This window comes from candidate division WOR-3 bacterium (assembly GCA_016934535.1).
Classification (GTDB): Bacteria; SDB-A; SDB-A; order SDB-A; family SDB-A; genus JAFGIG01.
The window spans coordinates 1-18,195 of record JAFGSQ010000073.1; the positions used below are offsets into that span (position 1 = coordinate 1).

Sequence of the window (18,195 nt, forward strand, 5' to 3'; positions counted from 1 at the left end):
AGATATTACAAAAAAAAAACAGGCAAGTAAAGAAAAAACCCTTGACAAAAAAAACAAACAGTGTTTATATTATCAAATGTATTAGTAATAATAAATAATGTTCGATAAAAGGAGGCTGAAATGAAAAAAGTCGTTCTAAAAAAAGAAAACACAAAAAAGAGCATAAACAAAAGAATCAGGGAACATAAATCAAAAACAGCAAGATACCTGTTTTCGTGGAATCCCCTGTTCATCTGGTGAGGTTTGAAATGAAAACAGTAAAAACTTGTATTTTAACCCCAATGAATTTCCGGTTATATCCATTTTACGACGAATCGAAGATAAATATCTTCGATAACTGTTCACCGTTTTTGAAAAATTTCTGACATAAAAGTTCCGTTAGAGCCGGCGAAGTATTATAATCCATTACTTCGCCGGTTTTTTTATGCAAAAGAAAATTGAATTTGATGAGAGGAAAAATGATTCTTCTTGAAAATTGTCTCGCCATTGCGACCTTCGACGAAAATGAAAGAGAGTTATCAGGTTACGACATCCTTATCGACGGAAAAAAGATTAAAAAAATAGACAAACCCGTCGTTATACCAGCCGATTTTACCGGCGAAAAAATTGACTGCCGAAATCATGTTGCCGTACCCGGATTTACAAACACCCATCATCACATGTTCCAGTCTCTGACGAGAAATGTTGGACCTGTTCAAAACGCAAAGCTTTTTGACTGGCTGACATTTTTGTACGGAGTTTGGTCCGGCATCGACGAAGAGTGTGTCTATTTTTCCACGCTTCTTTCATGCGCGGAACTGCTAAAAACCGGCTGTGCAGTTACGTCAGACCACATGTATCTATATCCTCCGGGAATATCAGGGAGTATACTCGAGATTCAGTTTGAAGCTGCTGCAAAAATCGGCATTAGATTCGCACCTTCCCGCGGAACGATGACCAGGGGTAAAAGTAACGGAGGTCTGCCTCCGGATAAAATTGTACAAAATCCCGAAACTGTAATAAAAGACATGGAAGAATCCATTGGCCGTTTTCATGACCCCGATCCTTTTTCCATGTCGAGAATAATTCTCGCTCCGTGCAGCCCTTTCACGGTCGAAAAACAAGTCATGAAGGACGCCCTTCAACTGGGACGGTCAAAAAACGTGATTCTCCACACGCATCTCGCTGAAACTCGCGACGAAGATATATTCTGCAAGGAAACGTACGGTAAAAGACCTCTAGAATTGATGGCCGAACTGGAATGGATCGGCAAAGACGTTTTTTACGCCCACGGCATCTGGTTCACCGACGATGAAATTCGCCTTCTCGCTCTATCAGGAACAGGCATATCCCACTGCCCTTCGTCTAACATGCGTCTTGGTTCAGGAATCGCTAAAATAAAAAAAATGAAAGAGCTCGGTGTCAGGATATCTCTCGGTGTTGACGGCTCTGCTTCGAACGACAGTTCGGACATGCTCGCGGAAGCAAGAAACGCCATGCTTCTGGCGAGAGTGAGTGGAGGCCCGGACGCCTTGACGGCAAGAGACGTGCTCAGGTTCGCGTGTAAAAACGGCGCACAAATGCTCGGTTTTGAAAACTCAGGAAGCATTGAAGAGGGTAAATCCGCCGACATATCGCTCTTCGACATGAGCGGATTGGAACGCGCAGGATCGCTCTCCGATCCCGTCGCTTCACTTGTTTTTACAGGTTTTTCTCATCAGGCAGACATGACTGTCGTAAACGGTAAAATTGTGGTCAGAAATGGAAAACTGACGACGTGCGATGAACGTGAAATCACGGAAAAAGCTTGTTTATTGTCGAAAAAACTGCTCGAAAAACGCGCCTGACACAACTGTTTCCACAATCTTCTTCATACTTTTAATCGCAATAAACCACAGGCAATTCATTCCAGTCGGTAGTGAACCTTTTTGAAAGCCGGTTTCTTTTCATCTTCCACGATCCGTCAAATCCTGATGAAGCGAATTTGATGGTGTTGTTACCCATTTTTTTGTTTATCTCGTCTATTGTTTTCATTATTTTTGAATCTCCATTATCCTCGCCGAATTCCGAGAACAAAGAATTCGACGTTTCTTCTTCTCCTATCAAACCTGTAAAAACAATTCCTGCTTTTTTGTATTTGTAACCTTGTTTGTAAATTTTTTCGAGTGCCCTGTGCGCGAGTTTTATCAGGGGGGGCGGATAGGCCGTAGGTGAAGCGATTTTGACATCCAGCCAATTTGCGTATTGAAGATCTTTATCACTAAACCTGTCCGTGGTTATGTAAACAGTCATTGTCAGCGGGATAGATTTCTGTTTTCTCATCTTGTCGGAGGCGACGGTTACATACTCGGACAACGCTGTTTTAAGTTCATTTATTTTCTCTACGGGTCTCCCGAATGACCTGGAACAGGCGATCCCTTTTTTATCCGGTACTGCAGATTCGAGATCTATGCAAGGAATACCGTTGAGTTCTAGGGCAGTCTTCAGCCCCGTTACCGTCAAGTTCTTCAACACCCAGTCCCTGTCGGCATTTTTCAAATCGAGTGCGGAGAATATACCATTTGCCGCAAGTTTATCCGACTGCTTCAACCCTATTCCCCACAAATCCCGAGTGTTCGTCTTCGAAAGGATTTCGTCTATTTTTGTTCGGTCGAATAGACTGAAGACGCCGCTGTCGCTTTTTTTGGCATTTCTGTTGGCCGCTTTTGCGAGAGTTTTCGTTTGCGCGACTCCGACAGAAACCGGAATTCCTGTCCATTTTAAAACCGTATTTTTTATTTCTCTCGCGTATGAAGTCATGTCCTGTTCCGTAAATCCACCCAGAGAGACAAACGCCTCGTCTATCGAATATACCTCGATTTCAGGAGAAAATCTTTTCAGGGTTTGCATAACCCTCGATGACATGTCCTGGTACAGCGCGTAATTTGAGGAAAATACGCGGACAAAATTTTTCATGACGAGATCTTTTATCTTAAAAACCGGTGTACCCATTTCAATACCGAGCGCTTTTGCTTCGTTGGACCTTGATACGACACATCCGTCGTTGTTAGAAAGAACTATGACGGGGACGCTCTTTAAAGAGGGTTCGAAAACTCTCTCGCATGAAACATAAAAATTATTGCAGTCGACCAGGGCTATCGGAGGAACGTCTTTTTCCATTTGATCCCCGTCACAAAGGATGTATGACGTGCGTTACGACGCCCCACACTTCGCAATTCATTTCTGATTTTATCTCAATGGGTTTAAAATTGTCATTTTCGGGAATAAGGAATATTTTGTCTTTTTTTTTCATTATTCTCTTAACAGTGAATTCACCGTCGAGGACAGCTATGACTATTTTGTTGTTGGCTGGTTCCTGAGACCTGTCTACTATGAGCAGGTCTCCGGAATGAATTCCGGCCCCTATCATGGAATCTCCGGACACTTTGATAAAAAAAGTCGCCGAAGGATGTTTTATAAGATACTCGTTCAAATCCAGCTTTTTCTCCGAGTATTCTTCCGCCGGCGAAGGGAATCCGGCCGATATTTTAGTATGAAAAAAGGGCAGTTTTCGTTTTGTTCTTTTTTCAAAAGAAAATATTTCGGTTACTTTAATCTCTTTGTTGTCCACACCGGATTTTATTTGTTTTACACATCAGGGTCAATCCCGGGAACAGGAGCGTGGGTTTTACGGGAAATCCAATCGAATATTTCTTTTTTCATTTTTGAGTGTTTCCTGTAATTTTCGCGCCTTGCACGATCGGAAACAAGCTCCGCGAACGCTCCGCCGTGCTTTTTCAGAAGACCGGTCATCCTGTATATGTAAGCTAAAAAAATGTCAGGGAAATAATTTTTTGTTCCGTGCAATTCTTTAATCACGTCGGGTTTTGGAAAAAGGCTGTAAAAAATACTCCTGAAATTCTGCCGCAAACCTTCATCTTTTTTGAATCTGCTGAAAGCGCTGTGCATAAGAACCGGGTCGTCCCTGATCAGGGAGATTGCATCGTATATTATTTTTTTATCGGGCGTGTTCACTGCGGCAATTATTCCGGTTTCCGGCGGGAAATTAACACCGAAAATTTCCTCCGCCGTCCTGAAGACCAGGCTTACTGCTCTTTGGGCATGACCTGACAATGTTATTTGACAAAACTTTTCCCAGTCAATCTTTTCAAGGCATACAATCTCGGCGATGTCCAGAAGATGAATAATTTTTAGACAAAAACCGTGCTGAAAAGAAAGATGCACGCAAAGAAACAACAGAAGATATTCCAAAGACATTACTTCAATTTCAACTCCGGCGATTTTCTCTTTAACCGCGTTTTTCCAGATATCGTTCAGAGAAATAGTGAAAGGATTTTCTTTCGGCAAAATATCCCAATGAAGTTCAATTTTCAAACGCGTTTTGCTATTCTCCAAAAACGAGGTCATGTCGTAGCCCAGGTGATAATGGTATTTTTCTATCCACGTCTTGTTCCACTTCTCTGGTTTCGCCATTGCTCTTAGGAGCCTGTCGGCTTTTTCCGTGTCGTTCTTCCTGACCAGAAGGTCTATGTCCTGCATCGGTCTTTTTTTTAAACTCCCGTATACAGATTCAGCGACGTGCAAACCTTTTAAAAGAATGAATCTTATTCCTTCGTTTTTAAAAACCCTTTGCAGTTCTCCGAGAACAGATGAAAATGCGACTGAATCGCGCCAAAGTGGGGCATACGCGGCGGTAAGTTCCCTAAAAATTTCTCGAGAAATTTCACCTTCTCCGGTTTCTTTCAGCAATTCTGAAAGATAACCCGATACACCGTGCACTGCGGATAATCCGACAATGGTCTTCCACGTTCTCTCCGGAATTTCAGGGAGGGATTTTCCCTTATTCACCGGCGAAATAATCTGCGAAAGAAGCACGAAGGCAGTCTTTTCGGTTTCATTCATGCCGTTTTCCCGTTTCGCCGGTCTGGTATAAATAAGAAGATGCATATATCCCGTTTTTTTCAATCAGTTCTTTATGCAATCCTTCTTCCGAAATCTCTCCGTTTTCCAGAACATACACGTAATCAGCCTTGACAACATTTGAAAATCTGTGGCTTATCAGAATCACAGCGGCTTCTTTGGCGGCTTCCCGCAGGGCTTCCATGACTGATTCTTCGGACAAAGCGTCCAGGTAAGCGGTTGGCTCATCAAAAACATAAACAGACGCCTTTTTGAAAAGACATCTCGCTATCGCGATTTTCTGCCATTCTCCCGCGCTCAGTTCTCTGCCTCCTTCAAACCATCTTCCGAGGCGTGTATCAAAACCTTTTTCCATTTTTTCAATGACAGTTTTGATTCTTGCTTTTTCCGCGATTTCCTTGATCGAGCTAAAATCATTTTGTCTGATGATGTCCCCGAGCCAGACATTTTCACCCGCCGTTAGCTGATATTTCTGAAAATCCTGATACACGGCCGAAACCGATTCGAACCAGGTTTCGGGCTCGATCTGCCGCAAATCGGTGTCATCGGCGATCACCCTTCCTTCGTCGGGGTCGTAAAACCTGCAAATCAGTTTTGCTACCGTTGTTTTGCCAGAGCCGTTCCCTCCGACAATAGCCGTCACGCGACCTCTCTCAAAATCCATGTTCACTCTTTTAAGCGCCTTATCAGGTGATCCGGGATACGAAAAAGTTACGTCTTCAATTTTTACACGGTGTCTGCATTCGGCTTTTACGACCTGCGGCAAAATCGAAACGGCAGTTCTGCTTTTCAACCCGAGAAAATCCGAAAAGTATGACAAAAACAATCCGCTTTCATAAAGACCGACAAACCCGCCAAGAAGACTTCTCAGGCTTCCCTGTCCTCTTTGAAACGCCTGAAAAAACATAACGAGATTGCCTAAAGACAAAATTCCACCGTAAGTTTCAGAGGTCAGGTAAACCAGGAGTGCTGCGAGAACAGCAGACGAAAGAGTCTGCGCGGCGAAATCAGAAGCGGCTCTCTTCTTTTTAATAGAAAGAAGCTGACCTCTCAGCATTTTTCTGAAATTTTTAAATCTCTCTTTGAAAAGACCGGCAATGCCGAAAAGCCTCAGTTCTTTTGCGCTTCCTTCCGAAGTCAGCAAAAAACTGTAATACCAGGTCTCTCTTTCGTATTTCGTTACTTCTTTCTGCCATTTATATGTTTTTTTGACAAAAAACATATGGACTGCCGTGCCCGGTACGACTGCGGCAAATAGCACAAATCCGGCAACGCGGCTGAAAGAAAGAATCAACGCAGCTGTTCCGGCAAAGGTCAGCAGATTCTGAAAAATCGAGAAAATCTGATTCAAGACCACCGTCGGCCTATAGGGAGCTTCTCTTTGTGCTCTGTGAAGCGTGTCATGGTATTCGGGGTTTTCGTAAAATGATATGTCAATCTCAGAGGATTTGCCGTGCATCGTTTCGTAAATCTTATCCATGATTTTCAGGGAGTGATACTCGGTGACGACCTCGTTGAGCGAGTCGGCAATAAAGCTTACCGCGTATGCGGTTCCGGCAGCAACAATCAAAACAAGCGATCTCAAGAAAGCACCATCTGGTTCAGGCGAACTGACTCCCAAAACGACAGAATCGACGAAAAGCTTAACTATGTATAAGAGAGAGACCGGAATCACCGCACGCACGGCGGTAAGAATAATCCTGGCAAAAAGAAGCTTTTTCGAAGCCTGATAGACTGCAGAGAGAGCAGTCATAAACCGCGAAACACCGTTTTTCAAATCAGCCTGTCACATTGTTGAAGGTCCGTTGAGCAGTTTGTCTTCAAACCAATCCCTGTCGTAAAGGTTCATCAGCCTCGTCAATCCTTCCCAAACGTATTCGTCTGTTCCGTCCAAGTGCCTTCTCAGCCAGAAACCGAAAGACATGCCGACTGTCCAGTAAGAATATCCGGTCCCATAATCATATTCTGAAAGCAGATTTCCGTATTCTTTGTCAAGATAAGTCAGCGCTTCAAATCCTCCTTCAACGACAATCTCTTTGTATTTTCTGGAATCGTTTTCTATTACTCTGTATTTATCAAGAAAAAGGTAACTTTCCGTCATGAGCCTGAAAAATCTTCTGAACACCCTCTGATATACATATCTGTATGTTTCTCTTCTGAATCTGTCCTCAGGGGAGGGGATGAGATTTTCATAACCCCAAACGATTATTTCGGGATTGTAATAGCCGAATTCCTCTTCTTTTAAAAGAATCGGTAATTTAGCCGCTCTTTCTATCAATTTCAAATCATAAAAGCGATGAGATCTGTCTATTCCGAGTTGTCTCGCAAAACCGTCCAACAATCCTCCGTAAAACAGAATTCCGTTGACGCCGCCTAAAAGCATTTTTTCCTTGTCGCATGACTCGAACATGTACTCGTAAGGATTCTCGAACCAGGTTTCGTATATAGTCTTCAGGTCTTCTTTCGAGAGAGGTTCGCCGAAACTGCTTCTCCTGTCGAAATTTTTTAACGCCGAACAGGCCGGTAAAAAAAGCGATAAAAAAATGAAAATCGTTACATGCTTTTTCAAATCGCCTCCTTCTGTTTTTCGTCCGTGGACATGAACAAATATTTTGTATATCATTATCCGAAAAATGGCAAGGAGACACAATGAGAACTGTATTGTTAGTTTTGCTGATTACGGCTGTTCTAGCGGGAGGGTGTTCGGAAAAAGCATCCTCAGTCAACACCTCGCAGGATCAAACCGTTCCTGAAAACAATTACTTAAGTTTCAATCTGAAATCGGCTGAAAACCTCAAATATCTGAAAGACGGCGATTACGTTCTTGCTTTTTCCGGCGCGACCGTCACCGAGGGCTCCTACTCAAGTCTTTCACTGCTTTTTTCATCGGCTGTTGATTCTCTTGACAGCGTCTGTTTTGAATTGATGCTGCCGGCTACGGACAGATTTTCAGTGTTTGTCGGTATGTGCACTCCGGAGGGATGTGTGCTGGACCTAATCAAACCAGAAGATAAATTCACGGTATGCGATTCGGAATATGTCGGAATCATGACCGCCTTTGACGAGCCTATTTCGCCGGCGATTCATCTTTCTTACATCAGAGAAGGAAAACCTCTTGAAACAGTGTCATTTGACAAGTTCGAAATAACGTTTGACTCCTTCATGGCCGAAGACGTGTTAATATCCGCTTTGTCAAGTTGCATCAAATTATCATCCGCTCAATATCCGGAACTTGTTTTTCAAGGAAATTTTTCGGTTTCAGAAAAAGAACCGGTTCAAATGATGGTAGATTGACGTTGAATAAATTCGTTTACCTGGTTTACATTCTGATTTTTGGCTGTGCCGGTCATAAGAATTACATTGTCGACAATACATTCGACGGCGACAGCATAACTGTCCGAATAAACAAACCGTTAAAAATTGTTCTTCCGTCGAATCCTTCCACAGGATTTCAGTGGAATCCCTGTTCGACAGACAAAAACATCGTCTCTTTTGACTCTTCGTTCTTCTCAGCCAAAAACGAAGGTCTTTTAGGCTCTCCGGGAGAACAGGTGTTCACGATCAGGATTTTACGCGAAGTTGAACTGGATTTGGTTTTTTATTATTCAAGGGAATGGGAAGAGGTTCCGCCGACAGACACTTTCGAAATATTCATAAAAACAGAACGTTAACAAAAGTCAAAATTCTTCGCAAGTACCGGTCAAAGGTTGTGTTTTATCGTTTTTCCCGCTCCGATGAAAACGACATCTTCAGCTATGTTTGTAGTAAGATCGGCAATTCTCTCGAGATCGTGAGTGATGTTTATAAGCTTCAGCGCTCTTTCAATGGTAGTGGCGTCAGCGAGCATGAAGACTACAAGTTCCCTGATTATGCTGTCTTTTAAATCATCTACGACATCGTCGTTGGCGCATACTTCCCGCGCAAGGGCGATGTCTTCTTTTATAAACGAAACTATACTTTCCTTGAACATCTTCAGGACATCATCTTTCATTTTTACAAGATCGGCATATTCTTTGACTTTCGGTTTTTCGATAAGAAAAAGCGAATGTTGGGCTATATTGACAGCGTGATCGCCCATTCTTTCCAAGTCGCTGTTCATTTCAAGTATCATCAGAACTTTTCTGAGATCGGATGCCTTAGGTCCGAATTGAGCCACTATGTGAGTGCAAAACTTTTCTATTTCGACTTCTTTTCTGTTCGCTTCGTTTTCGAGTTTGCCGATGACTTCATCGAGAACCATGCTGTCTCCGCTCATGAGTCCGTTAAGGCTTTTAACAATCATGTCCTCTATCAGAGAAGAGAATGAAATGATGTTTTCTTTAAGCTGTTCGATTTTTTCATGAAGCATAATGTCTCCTCAACTGAATTTTCCCGTGAGATATTCCTCCGTCTTTTTATCGTCCGGAGAAGTGAACATTTTTTCTGTTTTTCCGAATTCTACCAATTCTCCGAGAAAGAAAAAAGCCGTTAGGTCCGAGACCCGCGCCGCCTGCGACATGTTGTGCGTGACGAGCAAAAGCGTGACGTATTCCTTCATCTCGACGATAAGTTCTTCAATTTTAGCCGTCGATTTCGGATCCAATGCTGAAGTAGGTTCGTCAAGAAGGAGTATCTCGGGCTTCAGTGCGAGAGATCTTGCAATGCAGAGCCTTTGCTGTTGACCGCCCGACAAAAAAGTGCCTCTTTTGTAAAGATTGTCCTTGACTTCATTCCAGAGAGCCGCTTTTTTAAGTGAGTCCTCAACAATCAGGTCTCTTTCCGTACGGGATAATCTGATTCCGCCGAGTTTGTAACCTGCTATTACATTGTCGTATATGTTCATCGTTGGAAACGGATTCGGTTTCTGAAACACCATTCCTATCTTTCTTCGTAAACCAATGGGGTCGAGTGAGTGTATTTCTTTCCCGTGCAAAAATATCTCGCCCTCGCGTCTGACGTTCGAATCGATTTCGTGCATCCTGTTTATAGCTCTGATGAAAGTTGTCTTTCCGCAGCCTGACGGCCCCATAATCGCCGTAACCTTTCCCGCTGGAATTTCTATGTTGATTTTATCAAGAGCTTTTGTTTCTCCATAGAAAAGAGAAAAATCAACGCTGTTTAAAATTTTACTTTCCATTTTCTGGCTATTCCACTCGCTATGAAATTGATTAATAAAATGAACGCTATCAAAAACAACGAAGCTCCCCAGGCGATTTGCTGCCAATCCTTATAAGGACTCGTCGCGTATCTGTATATAAGAAGCGGAAGGGCGTTCACAGGTTTGAAAATATTGTAGTTCATGAACTGATTGCCGAAAGCAGTAAAGAGAAGAGGCGCCGTCTCTCCGGCGATTCTTCCCACCCCCAGGAGAACTCCCGTCAGTATGCCGCTGGCGCTGACAGGCAGAACGACGCGTAAAACGGTTTTGTAATACGGCACTCCAAGAGACAACGCGGCTTCTTTTATCGAATCAGGAACCATTTTGACCGTCTCTTCCGTGGCTTTTATTACAAGGGGAAGCATCATAATGGAAAGGGCGACAGAACCGGCAAAAGCCGAAAAAAGTCCTTTCAGGGGTCTGATTATCCATATATACGCTACTATTCCCATAACTATAGAAGGTACGCCCTGAAGCACCTCCACCCATGTTCTCACCCAGAAAGATAATTTAGACTTCCTGCATTCTGCGAGAAAAACTCCACACAGAATTCCGAGAGGGATCGACATAACGCACGTTAATGCGATTAATATTATCGTTCCGACGATCGCGTTTGAAATGCCTCCGCCTTCCTGCCCAACGGGTTTGGGAAGAGAGAAAAGAAAATTCATGTCTATTGCGGCTATCCCCTTTTTTGCGACGAAGAACAAAATCAGCACGAGCGGAATGACTGTAGCCGACGAAAGAGTTATGACCGCCATTTTAAAAAGAAAATTTTCGGTCTTTCTTAACTCAATCGGTTTGCTTTTCATTTCAATTCTATTTTCAAAGGCATCAGGCAGATCCCGATTTGTCGAATTTCTTTATTATCAATCTTCCTGAAAAGTTTATTACAGTTGTCACCAAGATTAGAAGAAGACCCGTTTGTATAAGGGCGGAAAGATGAATACCGCTCGATTCGTTGAATTCAAGAGCTATTATACTCGACATCGTGTTTCCAGGTGAAAACAACGTTTTGTGAAGTTCGGCAAGAGAAAAAAGCGTTTTCGGAAGTGCGTTTAGGTTTCCGATAACCATCGTCACTGCCATCGTCTCTCCGAGAGCCCTGCCAAGTGCCAAAAGAAGACCTGCCGTCACTCCCGATCTCGCGCAGGGAAATATGACGTTTTTTATAACTTCAAAACGCGTCGCGCCGAGAGAATAAGCCGCTTCTTTAAGCTCGGTCGGGACTAGATGTAAAGACTCCCTGATCATTGAAGCGGAATATGGTATTATCATTATTGAGAGAACCAGAGAAGAAGTCATAATCCCGACGCCGTACGGCGGTATTCCGGTTTTTGCTTCAAATGATCTGGCAATGGGTACTATTACGCTGAATCCCCAGAAACCGTATATCACTGATGGTATTCCGGATAAAAGTTCCATTGTGCTTTTAAGAAAAGCTGGGAGAAAGCCGGATTTAAAATATTCACCGAGCAGAAGTGCCGTAGAAAAAGCGAACGGTATCGAGATCAAAAGAGAGAGAAACGCGGTGGAAACGGTTCCGAACAAAAAAGGCAGGGCTCCAAGTTCTATCTTTTCCCCTCTCCACACCGATTGAGGGTCCCATCGAGTACCGGTAAAAAAGGAAAATCCCAATGCTTTTATCGAAGGCAGCGCTCTAATGAACAGCGTTAAAAAAATACCCGCTATCAGTAAAATGATTACAGTCCCTGAAACATAAAGGATCGCCTTGAACACCCTGTCGTTCATTATAAAAACCGAATACAAATAATCAGATGAGGGCTTCTCCGCCGAAGTTGACGGATTTTATTAAACTTTCTATTTGCTCAATCGCTTTTTCCGGTATCGGTGCGTAGTGCAATTCTTCGCAATAAACCTGTCCTTCATGAGTCATCCACCATATAAGATTGACAAGTTCTTTCGCTCTTTTTTGATCTCTTCCCCCGTAATTCTGATCCTTGTAAAGTATTATCCATGTGAATCCGCTTATCGGGTAACCTTCCGGAGCGTCCGTGTCGGTAAGGGAAACGATCATGTTTGCAGGCAGGTCAATTTCAGCCGATGCGCTAACAGAGCTTATTGAAGGGACGATGAAAGTGCCGCTTTTATTCTGTATTGAAGCGACCGACATTGAATTGCTGAGGGCGTATATCAATTCGGTGTAGCCTACCGCTCCGGGAGTAGAGCTTATCTGTCCAGCCACGCCGGGATTTCCGTTGGCTCCTATACCTGTCGGCCAATCGAGAGATTTTCCGGTTCCGACTTCCTGCGCCCAGTTCCTGCTGACTTTAGTGAGATAATCGCTGAAAATATATGTCGTGCCGCTTCCGTCCGACCTGTGAACAACGATTATTTCCATTTCGGGAAGGGCTGTTCCCGCGTTTATTGCTGATATTTTCGGATCGTTCCATTTCGTTATTGTACCGAGAAATATTTCTGCTATGACATCAGAAGTCAGGTTTAAAGCAGGATTTCCGGGCAAATTGTAGGAAACAACCACCGCTCCCAGGCAAACAGGGACGTGAATAATATCGGCGCCGGCTTTTTGAAGCTCGTCTTCCTTCATGGGGGCGTCAGTTCCTCCGAAATCCACTGTCTTTTCTATGAGCTGATTTATTCCTCCTCCGGATCCGATTGCGTTATAATTGATTTTAGGTCCTTTGATGTTACTGTATTCATCGAACATTTTAGAATACAGCGGGAAAGGAAAAGTCGCTCCCGCTCCCAAAAAATCCATACTGACAAGTTCTACCTGCGAAGAATCCTGAAGCTGTTGTACGGGTTTTTGACTGCATCCCGTCAAAACAACTAAAACCGCAGACACAGCGATAAATAAAATTCTAGTTTTCATTCTCTTTCCTCCTGTATAAATATCAAGGGGGACCCGATGTCCCCCTTATGTTTTATTGCACAATTATAATTAAGACGACACTTTTGTGTCAAACACCCATTTTACCTGAAACAGAAACATGTTTGTCGAAGTGTAATCTTCCATTTCATAACTTTCCATCATGTATTCAGCTCCAAGATAAACACAGTTTTTACTGTCTTTGAACGCTGTCCAGTTAAAACCGCCGAAAATCCTGTTCAGCCCGTCGTCGTCCGTGTCTGTGTCCGGATCCCACTGGTCGTATCTCGCGTAAATGTCTATTTCGTTTCCCGTCATGGGTTTGAGGTGAAGGACAGGATAAACGGCAAATCCCATCGATTTGACAGCATCATCGGCGCCGGCCGCTGTGAAACTTCTTCCGTAATAAACTGCGCCTAATCCGAAATATTCGTGATTGAAATTGATCGCCGCGTGGTAAATGTTGTTTGAGGCATATTCGTCGTCCGCATCAGGCGTACCCGGATTGTCATAAACGTAGGATCCGCCGAAATTCAATATCGGTAAAGGTTTTATGTTTGCGGCAACGGCGAACATCATTTTTTTATTGAAATTCGCGCTTCCACAGGTGTTTTTGTATCCTTCTCCGTTAACTGCCGTAGCGGCCCAGTCAAAATACTCAAGGTTTCCAATGGCTGCTGTTCCATAATCCGCAGATGAATGCAGTTTCTGCATATCGAAAAAACGCGAAGAGATGGTCGGGCAATTCGCCTTTGCAACGCCTTCTTCGCCGAATACATTGCCGATGAGACCGAGTTGAAACTTGTGATATTGAACGAGATTGGAAAGCTGGATGTAACCTGTTTTCAATCTTACCGAAGCACCGTCTTTATAATCTTTGCTGCTGAGAAAATCGACAGTCAGTTTTCCTGAAAGATAATCGTTGTATTTCGCAGACAGTATTACGTATCCCCTGTCAATGCTGAAATAAGTTTGCGTTATCTCGGCATCGCCTGTGTCGTCGGGCGCTTCCTGAACGAGAGTGAATCTGTTTCTGACTTCCATACCGAAATTCAAGTCGAAGCCTTGCATGGCCGAGAATAATCCGGCTGAAAGAACCGCCGCGATTAAAACTGTTTTCACTGTGTTCATAAATCCTCCTTTTAGATTGCGGTTTGCAAGAATCGCTTTTTGACAGCACAAAAACACGCACATCATAAAATAGGTGGGTTACAATTAAATAAACGGTTGGTTAATTTTTTGTTAATTCTTATATTCCGGGAAACTAACGGTAAAAACCGTTCCGACGTCAATTTCGCTGTCAAACGAAACATAAGCGCTGTGTCTGTCGGCAATGCTTTTGACTATAGACAGGCCCAGCCCTGTCCCTCCCGTTTCTCTCGACCTTGATTTATTGACTGTATAAAATCTCGAAAAAATGTTTTTTCTGTGTTTTTCCGGAATTCCTATACCGGTATCTTTTACTGATAAAAATATCATGCCTTCTCTTTTCGAAAGAGAAACAAGGACTTCCCCGTTAACTTTGTTGTATTTTATTGAATTGTCGACAAGATTAACAAGCAGTTGTCCCAAAAGAAAATCGTCTCCGTAGACGAAAAAATCGGTTTCAGAGAAACTTTTGTTTAAGGATATGTTTTTTTCCTTGGCCTTTTGTTCGAAAACAATCATTGTTTCATCGGCTATGATCTTTATGTCGGTTTTTTTGAAATCATAAAGAAATCCGGGGTCGTCTGATTGCGCAAGAAGAAGAAGATCTTTCACGAGATTGTTGAGCCGATTGAGATTTTTATTGATTATGCAGATAAATTTACTTTTATTTTCCTCCGATTCTGATTCCAAAATCTCGGCAAAACCCATTACAATCGAAAGCGGTGTTTTCAGTTCGTGGGCAGTGTTGATTATGAATCGGTTTTGCCTGTGTTCAGCCGCTTTTTGTTCGGTGATGTCCTGAATTGAAACAATCGAATATTTGGATTTATCAATTTCTTGATATTTTACGGACACAAGGCAGACAAGGTTAAAAATTTCAACTTCCCCGCTTGCTTCTCCGGCAGTCTCGGCTTTTTTTAGCATTTTCAGCAATTCCTCTGATTGGAATATTTCTCTGTAATACTTGCCTTCATAATCGCCTGTGTAGTTTTTCAGGAATGTTGCTTTAACGGTTTTGTTTGTAAAAACAATTCTTCCTGTGCCGTCAATAATCAGAACACATGAGGGAAGTCCGTCTGCTATAGAATTAAGACTCGAAAAAAGCTCCGAAGTCTTAACATTTGGTTTTTCTTCATCTTGCATCGCAGTAAAAAAATATGAAAATTTTTCACCGAGAAGCATTCTTTCTTTTCCGTATAAAAGTATTTCCGTGGAATTTTTACGAGCCGCTTCTGCCGAAATTCTGATTGAGTCTATTGTTTTTATAATTGTACCCGTACATAAAAACAATGCCGCCAAAGAAGAAAAAACAATCAATCCGAACGCTGCAAAATACAGCTTATATGCCGCTTTTGGATATATGATGTCCGGATCTCCTTCAACAAGTATCACTCCTTTAAGATTTTTTTCATAATAAAAAGGCAGCGCCAGAGACGCAGAAGAAGCTGTTTGTGAATAACCGTAATATCTGCTGTTTTCATGAGAATCAGTTAAAACTCTAAGCGCTTGATAAAAAGCGCTTTTCAATGGGATTTTAGCGTTGTTTACTGTATTGAGCTTTGAATCAGCCAGCACATTCCCCTGGTCGTCGTAAAGGATATATCTGAGTTTTTGTCCGCCAAAAATATCTTTAAAAACACTGTCGATGTTTTCTTTTCCGTATTCTTCAAGGGTCTTCTCGGAGATCAACCGCGCGTTTACACAAGCCGTGTATAAAACGTTAATGCTTTCATTTCGTTCAATAACGCGTCCCGTTTTTACAATCATAACAACCGAAACAACGGATGAGAAAAATACTATCAGCGCAGGCAATATAGAGAAAGCGAAAATCCTTTTAAAAAGCTTCAAATTTATACCCGACCCCCCTTACGGCTTTTATGAATTTTCCGTATTTTCCAATCTTTTCTCTTATTTTAACCACGTGAACGTCTATGGTTCTGTCAATCACAATTTTTTCAGAACCCCACAGCTTTTCCAGGAGAACTTCCCTGCTGAAAACTCTGTCGGGTTTAGACACAAGGATTTCGAGAATTTTAAATTCAGTGAAAGTCAGATCAGCGGTTTTACCACAGACTTTAATCGAGAATTTATCCCTGTCTATTACCAGTTCTTTGTATTTTACCAGATTCGTTTCCTCTTTATTCTTTTCCTGCGGACAAGATGTTCTTCTCAAAACAGCTTTGACTCTCGCGATAAGTTCTTTGACGCTGAAGGGTTTTACGATGTAATCGTCCGCCCCGAGTTCGAGACCCAGAACCCTGTCTGTTTCTGAATCCTTTGCCGTCAGCATAATAATGGGGATGTTCTTTTTTTCAGGAGATGCCTTGATTATTTTGCATATTTCTATTCCGGTATATCCGGGCAGCATGAGATCGAGAATGATTAGATCTGCGTTGTTTTCCGATATGTGTCTGATGAAAGCAGCCCCGTCTGAAAAAGATTCTGTCAAGAAATTCTCTTTGTGAAGGCTGTATGATAACAATTCGACTATATCAGGTTCATCGTCGACGATCGCTATCTTTTTTTTGACAGACACTCCGCCTCCTGTATAATCCATTTATGATTGCTTCGTTTGAGTATACATTATATATAATGCATTGATAAACATAATTTTTAGGAGGTCCCGATGTGGATAACATGGGCTTGGCTTATTTTTGCCGCAGTGTTTATCGTAGGTGAGATTTTTACTGCGGGTTTCTTTCTTATCTGTTTTGGAATAGGCGCCGCCGCCGCGGGTATCGTTTCGATGATAGAAGTTCATCCTCTCTGGCAATGGGTCGCTTTTGTTTTACTTTCAGCTGTTTCGTTCGCTTTTGCCAGGAAATTTTCCGACAAAGTCACAAAAAAACAGCCCCGTGGGGTAGGAGCCGACAGGCTTATTGGAATGAAAGGCGTGGTGACTGAAAAAATAATAAATCATGAAAACAGCGGTTTCGTAAGGGTAGAAAACGAGATTTGGAAAGCATCTGCTGAGTCAGACGAAGAAATTGATAAAGATGTCGAAATTGAGGTGGTTGAAAAAAAGGGTGTTCATTTAATTGTAAGAAAAACAAAGAAAGGAGTCTGAGATGAATATGCTTCCATTGATAATTTTCCTGGCTGTAATAATTTTCTTTTTCGCGGCTACTTCTCTAAAGATTGTCAGGCCATGGGAAAAAGGTCTCGTAGAAAGGTTTGGAAGATACCAGAGAACAGTCGGCAGTGGTCTGAATTTTGTTTTTCCTTTCATAGAGAAAATCAGAAGAATTGATTCCCGCGAACAGGTTGTAGACGTTCCGCCTCAATCCGTAATTACAAAAGACAATGTTGTCGTAGACGTCGACGCCGTAGTCTACTACGAAGTCACAGATCCCGTTAAAGTAGCTTACAACGTGGCAAATTTTTATCTTGCGGCTACAAAACTCGCCCAGACAAACCTCAGAAACCTTATAGGAGATCTCGCGCTCGACGAGTCCCTTACTTCGAGAGAGGTTATAAACACGAAATTGAGAATGATACTTGATGAAGCTACAGACAAATGGGGAACCAAAGTCACCAGGGTCGAACTGCAAAGAATCGAGCCTCCTTCCGAAGTCGTCGATTCCATGCACCGCCAGATGAAGGCGGAAAGAGAGAGAAGGGCGATGATACTCGAAGCTGAAGGCCACAAACAGTCAGTCATACTAAAGGCCGAAGGCGACGCCGAGTCAATAAAAAAGGTCGCCGATGCTTCAAAATATCAAAAAATTACAATCGCTCAGGGTGAAGCGGAATCCATATCTATAGTTTTTAACGCCATTCACAATGGCAATCCTACGAACGACCTTCTGGCTATCAAATATCTTGAAGCTCTCGAAAAAATATCAAACGGAAACGCGACAAAAATATTCATGCCCTACGAATCCTCTGCTTTCCTCGGCTCAATTGCATCTGTCGGCGAACTGTTTCAAAAGAAAGAAAACTGATAAACAGGGCGGAATAATCTCCGCCCTGCTTTTCTTTTGTGTCAATTCGTGGTTATATTGTCTTTCTTAAATTTCGTGTCTATTGGTGGTTTGTTTTCTTTTAGTTAACCTTCGTGGTTTATTTCTTTTTCTATTTTTTATTATTAAATCTAATAAAAGACCAAACACAATTTTCACCACGAAGTCGGAGATAATAAATTATCTCCTGCACGAAG

General features: G+C 42.5%; 18 protein-coding genes. 5 read left to right on the plus strand and 13 right to left on the minus strand.

Features of this window, described 5'->3' with window-relative positions:
• Positions 1-458: 458 nt before the first annotated feature.
• Positions 459-1,826, plus strand: coding sequence for an 8-oxoguanine deaminase (locus tag JXL83_10070; GenBank protein MBN2364461.1), 1,368 nt, complete (start codon positions 459-461; stop codon positions 1,824-1,826).
• Positions 1,827-1,857: 31 nt separating this feature from the next.
• Here the strand turns inward: JXL83_10070 and JXL83_10075 are convergent, their stop codons facing one another.
• Genes JXL83_10075 through JXL83_10095 form a run of 5 tightly spaced genes read right to left on the minus strand, consistent with a single transcriptional unit; the run spans position 1,858 to position 7,468 of the window.
• On the minus strand, positions 1,858-3,138 hold the full coding sequence (locus JXL83_10075; protein MBN2364462.1) for a Y-family DNA polymerase: 1,281 nt from the start codon (positions 3,136-3,138) through the stop codon (positions 1,858-1,860).
• A 10-nt stretch (positions 3,139-3,148) separates the two neighbouring features.
• The gene (gene umuD, locus JXL83_10080; protein MBN2364463.1) at positions 3,149-3,574 is read right to left on the minus strand and encodes a translesion error-prone DNA polymerase V autoproteolytic subunit; all 426 of its coding nucleotides are present in this window, start codon (positions 3,572-3,574) and stop codon (positions 3,149-3,151) included.
• 32 nt (positions 3,575-3,606) lie between these two features.
• Positions 3,607-4,881 carry a nucleotidyltransferase family protein gene (locus tag JXL83_10085; GenBank protein MBN2364464.1) on the minus strand — a complete coding sequence of 425 codons (1,275 nt, stop codon included), beginning with the start codon at positions 4,879-4,881 and terminating at the stop codon, positions 3,607-3,609.
• On the minus strand, positions 4,874-6,652 hold the full coding sequence (locus tag JXL83_10090; GenBank protein ID MBN2364465.1) for an ABC transporter ATP-binding protein: 1,779 nt from the start codon (positions 6,650-6,652) through the stop codon (positions 4,874-4,876). The genes JXL83_10085 and JXL83_10090 overlap by 8 nt, the downstream gene beginning before the upstream one ends.
• Positions 6,653-6,685: 33 nt before the next feature.
• Positions 6,686-7,468, minus strand: a complete 783-nt coding sequence (locus JXL83_10095) for a hypothetical protein (GenBank protein ID MBN2364466.1) — start codon at positions 7,466-7,468, stop codon at positions 6,686-6,688.
• Positions 7,469-7,548: 80 nt separating this feature from the next.
• Here JXL83_10095 and JXL83_10100 point away from each other — a divergent pair, with 80 nt between their 5' ends.
• Both JXL83_10100 and JXL83_10105 read left to right on the plus strand, forming a co-directional pair.
• Positions 7,549-8,193 (plus strand): hypothetical protein, encoded by a 645-nt coding sequence (locus JXL83_10100; GenBank protein ID MBN2364467.1) that lies wholly within the window; start codon positions 7,549-7,551, stop codon positions 8,191-8,193.
• Positions 8,194-8,195: 2 nt separating this feature from the next.
• Positions 8,196-8,570 (plus strand): protease inhibitor I42 family protein, encoded by a 375-nt coding sequence (locus JXL83_10105; protein ID MBN2364468.1) that lies wholly within the window; start codon positions 8,196-8,198, stop codon positions 8,568-8,570.
• Positions 8,571-8,599: 29 nt separating this feature from the next.
• On the opposite strand, the gene phoU is transcribed toward JXL83_10105, so the two are convergent.
• The 8 genes from phoU to JXL83_10145 form a co-directional block, all read right to left on the minus strand.
• Positions 8,600-9,247, minus strand: coding sequence for a phosphate signaling complex protein PhoU (phoU, locus tag JXL83_10110; GenBank protein MBN2364469.1), 648 nt, complete (start codon positions 9,245-9,247; stop codon positions 8,600-8,602).
• Positions 9,248-9,256: 9 nt separating this feature from the next.
• Positions 9,257-10,015 (minus strand): phosphate ABC transporter ATP-binding protein, encoded by a 759-nt coding sequence (gene pstB, locus JXL83_10115; protein MBN2364470.1) that lies wholly within the window; start codon positions 10,013-10,015, stop codon positions 9,257-9,259.
• Complete coding sequence (pstA, locus tag JXL83_10120) at positions 9,997-10,848, minus strand: phosphate ABC transporter permease PstA (GenBank protein MBN2364471.1); 852 nt, start codon at positions 10,846-10,848, stop codon at positions 9,997-9,999. The genes pstB and pstA overlap by 19 nt, the downstream gene beginning before the upstream one ends.
• Positions 10,849-10,870: 22 nt before the next feature.
• Positions 10,871-11,788, minus strand: a complete 918-nt coding sequence (gene pstC / locus JXL83_10125; protein ID MBN2364472.1) for a phosphate ABC transporter permease subunit PstC — start codon at positions 11,786-11,788, stop codon at positions 10,871-10,873.
• A 22-nt stretch (positions 11,789-11,810) separates the two neighbouring features.
• On the minus strand, positions 11,811-12,890 hold the full coding sequence (pstS, locus tag JXL83_10130) for a phosphate ABC transporter substrate-binding protein PstS (GenBank protein MBN2364473.1): 1,080 nt from the start codon (positions 12,888-12,890) through the stop codon (positions 11,811-11,813).
• Positions 12,891-12,959: 69 nt separating this feature from the next.
• Positions 12,960-14,018, minus strand: coding sequence for a hypothetical protein (locus JXL83_10135; protein MBN2364474.1), 1,059 nt, complete (start codon positions 14,016-14,018; stop codon positions 12,960-12,962).
• 111 nt (positions 14,019-14,129) lie between these two features.
• A complete protein-coding gene (locus JXL83_10140; GenBank protein MBN2364475.1) occupies positions 14,130-15,803 on the minus strand; it encodes a hypothetical protein in 1,674 nt (557 codons plus the stop codon).
• Between the two features lie 67 nt (positions 15,804-15,870).
• Positions 15,871-16,593 carry a response regulator transcription factor gene (locus tag JXL83_10145; GenBank protein ID MBN2364476.1) on the minus strand — a complete coding sequence of 241 codons (723 nt, stop codon included), beginning with the start codon at positions 16,591-16,593 and terminating at the stop codon, positions 15,871-15,873.
• A 69-nt stretch (positions 16,594-16,662) separates the two neighbouring features.
• Between JXL83_10145 and JXL83_10150 the strand changes: the two genes are divergently transcribed.
• Both JXL83_10150 and JXL83_10155 read left to right on the plus strand, forming a co-directional pair.
• Positions 16,663-17,103, plus strand: coding sequence for an NfeD family protein (locus tag JXL83_10150; protein ID MBN2364477.1), 441 nt, complete (start codon positions 16,663-16,665; stop codon positions 17,101-17,103).
• A 7-nt stretch (positions 17,104-17,110) separates the two neighbouring features.
• Positions 17,111-17,980: an SPFH/Band 7/PHB domain protein gene (locus JXL83_10155; GenBank protein ID MBN2364478.1), complete on the plus strand. Its 870-nt coding sequence runs from the start codon at positions 17,111-17,113 to the stop codon at positions 17,978-17,980.
• Positions 17,981-18,195 lie beyond the last annotated feature (215 nt).

Bases quoted from the DNA above. Each gene is read 5' to 3' on its own strand.
- JXL83_10070 (MBN2364461.1), top strand. From the start codon at position 459: ATGATTCTTCTTGAAAATTGTCTCGCCATTGCGACCTTCGACGAAAAT.
- JXL83_10075 (MBN2364462.1), bottom strand. From the start codon at position 3,138: ATGGAAAAAGACGTTCCTCCGATAGCCCTGGTCGACTGCAATAATTTT.
- JXL83_10085 (MBN2364464.1), bottom strand. From the start codon at position 4,881: ATGAATGAAACCGAAAAGACTGCCTTCGTGCTTCTTTCGCAGATTATT.
- JXL83_10090 (MBN2364465.1), bottom strand. From the start codon at position 6,652: ATGACTGCTCTCTCTGCAGTCTATCAGGCTTCGAAAAAGCTTCTTTTT.
- JXL83_10100 (MBN2364467.1), top strand. From the start codon at position 7,549: ATGAGAACTGTATTGTTAGTTTTGCTGATTACGGCTGTTCTAGCGGGA.
- phoU (MBN2364469.1), bottom strand. From the start codon at position 9,247: ATGCTTCATGAAAAAATCGAACAGCTTAAAGAAAACATCATTTCATTC.
- pstB (MBN2364470.1), bottom strand. From the start codon at position 10,015: ATGGAAAGTAAAATTTTAAACAGCGTTGATTTTTCTCTTTTCTATGGA.
- pstA (MBN2364471.1), bottom strand. From the start codon at position 10,848: ATGAAAAGCAAACCGATTGAGTTAAGAAAGACCGAAAATTTTCTTTTT.
- pstC (MBN2364472.1), bottom strand. From the start codon at position 11,788: ATGAACGACAGGGTGTTCAAGGCGATCCTTTATGTTTCAGGGACTGTA.
- pstS (MBN2364473.1), bottom strand. From the start codon at position 12,890: ATGAAAACTAGAATTTTATTTATCGCTGTGTCTGCGGTTTTAGTTGTT.
- JXL83_10135 (MBN2364474.1), bottom strand. From the start codon at position 14,018: ATGAACACAGTGAAAACAGTTTTAATCGCGGCGGTTCTTTCAGCCGGA.
- JXL83_10140 (MBN2364475.1), bottom strand. From the start codon at position 15,803: ATGATTGTAAAAACGGGACGCGTTATTGAACGAAATGAAAGCATTAAC.
- JXL83_10145 (MBN2364476.1), bottom strand. From the start codon at position 16,593: ATGGATTATACAGGAGGCGGAGTGTCTGTCAAAAAAAAGATAGCGATC.
- JXL83_10150 (MBN2364477.1), top strand. From the start codon at position 16,663: ATGTGGATAACATGGGCTTGGCTTATTTTTGCCGCAGTGTTTATCGTA.
- JXL83_10155 (MBN2364478.1), top strand. From the start codon at position 17,111: ATGCTTCCATTGATAATTTTCCTGGCTGTAATAATTTTCTTTTTCGCG.